Consider the following 5,762-nt stretch of genomic DNA (forward strand, 5'->3'; position numbering starts at 1 on the left):
AAACTAAATAAAAAATACTTCTTGACTTGATAAAAAAAGCGTCTATAATACGCACCTCATTAAGGGAAGCAGTTAATAAGAAGGGTGATAAATCATTCATAATTAACAAGCTAACTTATTGAAACAAATTAAAAAAAGAAGTTGACAGCGTATTAAAACATGATATGATAGTCAGCTCGCTAATTAGCAATAACCACATTGGATATTGAGTATAATTAGTCAGAAACACCTAATACTGGACGACAGTATCAGACATTATTTAAAAGCATAACTAAAGAACAACTTGTGTGGATTTTTGCTGATTCAGAATGCTAAAAAATAAAGTTGGTTGCCTACCTTTTCGGTAGAATGCTAACTATAAAAATTATCATTTAAGACAGCAGAAAAACTCAAAGTTAATTCATTACGAACATAATTTTTAGCGATTTTGCCAGATTAAATGAGCCAAGTTTAGAAGCTTCTTTAAAGAGCTTCATAGCAAGATTAAACTGAAGAGTTTGATCATGGCTCAGATTGAACGCTGGCGGCAGGCTTAACACATGCAAGTCGAGCGGAAACGATACCAGCTTGCTGGTAGGCGTCGAGCGGCGGACGGGTGAGTAATACTTAGGAATCTACCTAGTAGTGGGGGATAGCTCGGGGAAACTCGAATTAATACCGCATACGACCTACGGGAGAAAGGGGGCAGTTTACTGCTCTCGCTATTAGATGAGCCTAAGTCGGATTAGCTAGATGGTGGGGTAAAGGCCTACCATGGCGACGATCTGTAGCTGGTCTGAGAGGATGATCAGCCACACCGGGACTGAGACACGGCCCGGACTCCTACGGGAGGCAGCAGTGGGGAATATTGGACAATGGGGGAAACCCTGATCCAGCCATGCCGCGTGTGTGAAGAAGGCCTTTTGGTTGTAAAGCACTTTAAGCAGTGAAGAAGACTCCTCGGTTAATACCCGTGGACGATGACATTAGCTGCAGAATAAGCACCGGCTAACTCTGTGCCAGCAGCCGCGGTAATACAGAGGGTGCAAGCGTTAATCGGAATTACTGGGCGTAAAGCGAGCGTAGGTGGCTTGATAAGTCAGATGTGAAATCCCCGGGCTTAACCTGGGAACTGCATCTGAAACTGTTAGGCTAGAGTAGGTGAGAGGAAGGTAGAATTCCAGGTGTAGCGGTGAAATGCGTAGAGATCTGGAGGAATACCGATGGCGAAGGCAGCCTTCTGGCATCATACTGACACTGAGGCTCGAAAGCGTGGGTAGCAAACAGGATTAGATACCCTGGTAGTCCACGCCGTAAACGATGTCTACTAGTCGTTGGGTCCCTTGAGGACTTAGTGACGCAGCTAACGCAATAAGTAGACCGCCTGGGGAGTACGGCCGCAAGGTTAAAACTCAAATGAATTGACGGGGGCCCGCACAAGCGGTGGAGCATGTGGTTTAATTCGATGCAACGCGAAGAACCTTACCTGGTCTTGACATATCTAGAATCCTGCAGAGATGCGGGAGTGCCTTCGGGAATTAGAATACAGGTGCTGCATGGCTGTCGTCAGCTCGTGTCGTGAGATGTTGGGTTAAGTCCCGCAACGAGCGCAACCCTTGTCCTTAGTTACCAGCGGGTTAAGCCGGGAACTCTAAGGATACTGCCAGTGACAAACTGGAGGAAGGCGGGGACGACGTCAAGTCATCATGGCCCTTACGACCAGGGCTACACACGTGCTACAATGGTAGGTACAGAGGGCAGCTACACAGCGATGTGATGCGAATCTCAAAAAGCCTATCGTAGTCCAGATTGGAGTCTGCAACTCGACTCCATGAAGTAGGAATCGCTAGTAATCGCGGATCAGAATGCCGCGGTGAATACGTTCCCGGGCCTTGTACACACCGCCCGTCACACCATGGGAGTTGATTGCACCAGAAGTGGATAGCTTAACCTTCGGGGAGGCGTTCACCACGGTGTGGTTGATGACTGGGGTGAAGTCGTAACAAGGTAGCCGTAGGGGAACCTGCGGCTGGATCACCTCCTTATAGATGGCATTCGGTCAGCAAGAATTCACAACAAGTTGTTCTTTAGTTTAAGCTTACGTTTATAGCATAAGCGTATTTAGGGTCTGTAGCTCAGCTGGTTAGAGCACCGTGTTGATAACGCGGGGGTCGGTGGTTCAAGTCCACCTAGACCCACCATTTTACATGGGGCCATAGCTCAGTTGGTAGAGCGCCTGCCTTGCACGCAGGAGGTCAACGGTTCGACTCCGTTTGGCTCCACCACACTATAAACACGCAGTAAGCTTTAAGTGCAAATAGTATTAAATAGAAACGAGTGATTTATCTTTAGATTGCTTCTTTCTGTTTTATACAGAACTTATGACTCGACGAGAGCATAGGAACTATTTAAAAACATAGATATGAGTCTGGGTTAGGATGAGCGTGTTCACGCGCACATCTTAACCTTAGTAATCAACCTCTTAACGACATCAGTTGTTATCCCAGGGGTTGATTACTAAAAAAAGTAAAGAGAACTGAATCAAGCGTAAACATAGGTGATATCGTTATCATTAATTAGAGTGTATAACACTTAGCAGTCGAAAGACTACTTGGGGTTGTATGGTCAAGTAATGAAGCGCACATGGTGGATGCCTTGGCAGTCAGAGGCGATGAAAGACGTGACAGCCTGCGATAAGCTTCGGGGAGGCGGCAATATCCTGTGATCCGGAGATTTCTGAATGGGGAAACCCACCTAGCATAAGCTAGGTATCTTGTACTTGTACAAGAAGCGAACGAGGGGAAGTGAAACATCTCAGTACCCTTAGGAATAGACATCAATTGAGATTCCCCTAGTAGCGGCGAGCGAACGGGGAGAAGCCGATTAATGCTAATGTAGAAGAACAGCGTGGGAAAGCTGACCGTAGTAGGTGATAGTCCTGTATTCGAAACATTAGCGTTAACATATTAAGTAGAGCGGGGCACGAGAAATCCTGTTTGAAGATGGGGGGACCATCCTCCAAGGCTAAATACTCCTGACTGACCGATAGTGAACCAGTACCGTGAGGGAAAGGCGAAAAGAACCCCTGTGAGGGGAGTGAAATAGAACCTGAAACCGTGTGCGTACAAGCAGTGGGAGCCCACTTGTTGGGTGACCGCGTACCTTTTGTATAATGGGTCAGCGACTTATATTCTGTAGCAAGGTTAACCGTTTAGGGGAGCCGTAGGGAAACCGAGTCTTAATAGGGCGTCTAGTTGCAGGGTATAGACCCGAAACCGAGTGATCTATCCATGAGCAGGTTGAAAGTGCCGTAACAGGCACCGGAGGACCGAACCCACTGTCGTTGAAAAGCCAGGGGATGACTTGTGGATAGGGGTGAAAGGCTAATCAAACTCGGTGATAGCTGGTTCTCCCCGAAAGCTATTTAGGTAGCGCCTCGGACGAACACCATTGGGGGTAGAGCACTGTTTCGGCTAGGGGGTCATACCGACTTACCAAACCGATGCAAACTCCGAATACCGATGAGTGATATCCGGGAGACACACGGTGGGTGCTAACGTCCATCGTGGAGAGGGAAACAACCCAGACCGCCAGCTAAGGCCCCAAATTCCTAGTTAAGTGGGAAACGAGGTGGGAAGGCATAGACAGCTAGGAGGTTGGCTTAGAAGCAGCCATCCTTTAAAGAAAGCGTAATAGCTCACTAGTCGAGTCGGCCCGCGCGGAAGATGTAACGGGGCTCAAACTAGGAGCCGAAGCTGCGGATTTGAATTTGTTTTCAAGTGGTAGGGGAGCGTTGTGTAAGCCTGTGAAGGTGTGTTGTAAAGCATGCTGGAGGTATCACAAGAGCGAATGCTGACGTGAGTAACGATAATGCGAGTGAAAAGCTCGCACGCCGGAAGATCAAGGGTTCCAGTCCAACGTTAATCGGGGCTGGGTGAGTCGACCCCTAAGGCGAGGCCGAAAGGCGTAGTCGATGGGAAATCGGTTAATATTCCGATACTTGTTTATGATGCGATGGAGGGACGGAGAAGGTTATGCCAGCCTGGCGATGGTTGTCCAGGTGGAAGGATGTAGGTTTATAGCTTAGGTAAATCCGGGCTATTTTATACCGAGATCTGATAGCAAGCTGTACTTGTACAGCGAAGTGGCAAATACCATGCTTCCAGGAAAAGCTTCTAAGCGATAGTCATAAACGAATCGTACCCTAAACCGACACAGGTGATCAGGTAGAGAATACCAAGGCGCTTGAGAGAACTCTGCTGAAGGAACTAGGCAAAATGGTACCGTAACTTCGGGAGAAGGTACGCTGCTGATGGTGAAGGACTTGCTCCGTAAGCTATTGGCAGTCGCAGATACCAGGCTGCTGCAACTGTTTATTAAAAACACAGCACTCTGCAAACACGAAAGTGGACGTATAGGGTGTGATGTCTGCCCGGTGCTGGAAGGTTAATTGATGGGGTTAGCGTAAGCGAAGCTCTTGATCGAAGCCCCAGTAAACGGCGGCCGTAACTATAACGGTCCTAAGGTAGCGAAATTCCTTGTCGGGTAAGTTCCGACCTGCACGAATGACATAATGATGGCAGCGCTGTCTCCAGCAGAGACTCAGTGAAATCGAAATCGCAGTGAAGATGCTGTGTACCCGCGGCTAGACGGAAAGACCCCGTGAACCTTTACTACAGCTTTACATTGAACTTTGACCTGACTTGTGCAGGATAGGTGGGAGGCTTTGAAGCCGAGACGCTAGTCTTGGTGGAGCCAATCTTGAAATACCACCCTGGTCATGTTGGGGTTCTAACTCAGGTATAACAATACCGAGGACAATGTATGGTGGGTAGTTTGACTGGGGCGGTCTCCTCCTAAAGAGTAACGGAGGAGTACGAAGGTGCGCTCAGACCGGTCGGAAATCGGTCGTAGAGTATAAAGGCAAAAGCGCGCTTAACTGCGAGACCCACAAGTCGAGCAGGTACGAAAGTAGGTCTTAGTGATCCGGTGGTTCTGTATGGAAGGGCCATCGCTCAACGGATAAAAGGTACTCTGGGGATAACAGGCTGATACCGCCCAAGAGTTCATATCGACGGCGGTGTTTGGCACCTCGATGTCGGCTCATCTCATCCTAGGGCTGAAGCAGGTCCTAAGGGTATGGCTGTTCGCCATTTAAAGAGGTACGCGAGCTGGGTTTAGAACGTCGTGAGACAGTTCGGTCCCTATCTACCGTGGGCGTTGGAAATTTGAGAGGATCTGCTCCTAGTACGAGAGGACCAGAGTGGACGAACCTCTGGTGTTCGGGTTGTCACGCCAGTGGCATTGCCCGGTAGCTACGTTCGGATGGGATAACCGCTGAAAGCATCTAAGCGGGAAGCCCACCTCAAGATTAGATTTCCCTAAAGAGCCGTTCAAGACTAGGACGTTGATAGGCAGGGTGTGGAAGCACAGCGATGTGTGTAGCTAACCTGTACTAATTGCTCGTTTGGCTTGACCATACAACACCCAAGTGGTTTGTATACCAAGTCTAATTAATCTATCTTGTATGACTGTAGTGGTCATAACGAAGAAAAGAATATTTCGATATCACCTTTAACCTTGATTCAGTTAGGTTACAAGTTGATCGGCAACAAGCTAATACTTGATGTCAATAAAAACAACAATAGACTCATATCTAACCCCCTTTGCTGACGACAATAGCACGATGGCACCACCTGATCCCTTCCCGAACTCAGAAGTGAAACATCGTAGCGCCAATGGTAGTGTGGTTCGCCCATGTGAGAGTAGGTCATCGTCAGCTC

2 tRNA genes and 3 rRNA genes are annotated in these 5,762 nt (G+C 48.1%); all 5 read left to right on the plus strand.

The window, feature by feature from the left end:
• Positions 1 to 485: 485 nt before the first annotated feature.
• The 5 genes from JFC06_RS12100 to rrf all read left to right on the plus strand — a co-directional run bounded on the left by JFC06_RS12100 (position 486) and on the right by rrf (position 5,761).
• Positions 486 to 2,024 (plus strand): 16S ribosomal RNA (locus tag JFC06_RS12100).
• A gap of 79 nt (positions 2,025 to 2,103) precedes the next feature.
• Positions 2,104 to 2,180 (plus strand) — tRNA-Ile (locus JFC06_RS12105).
• Between the two features lie 8 nt (positions 2,181 to 2,188).
• A tRNA-Ala gene (locus tag JFC06_RS12110) sits at positions 2,189 to 2,264 on the plus strand.
• Positions 2,265 to 2,602: 338 nt separating this feature from the next.
• Positions 2,603 to 5,459, plus strand: a 23S ribosomal RNA gene (locus JFC06_RS12115).
• A gap of 188 nt (positions 5,460 to 5,647) precedes the next feature.
• A 5S ribosomal RNA gene (gene rrf, locus JFC06_RS12120) occupies positions 5,648 to 5,761 on the plus strand.
• The 16S, 23S and 5S rRNA genes sit together here with 2 tRNA genes alongside, the layout of an rRNA operon.
• The last annotated feature ends 1 nt before the right edge of the window (position 5,762 follow it).

It is taken from the genome of Psychrobacter namhaensis, from assembly GCF_016107545.1.
Lineage (GTDB): Bacteria > Pseudomonadota > Gammaproteobacteria > Pseudomonadales > Moraxellaceae > Psychrobacter > Psychrobacter namhaensis.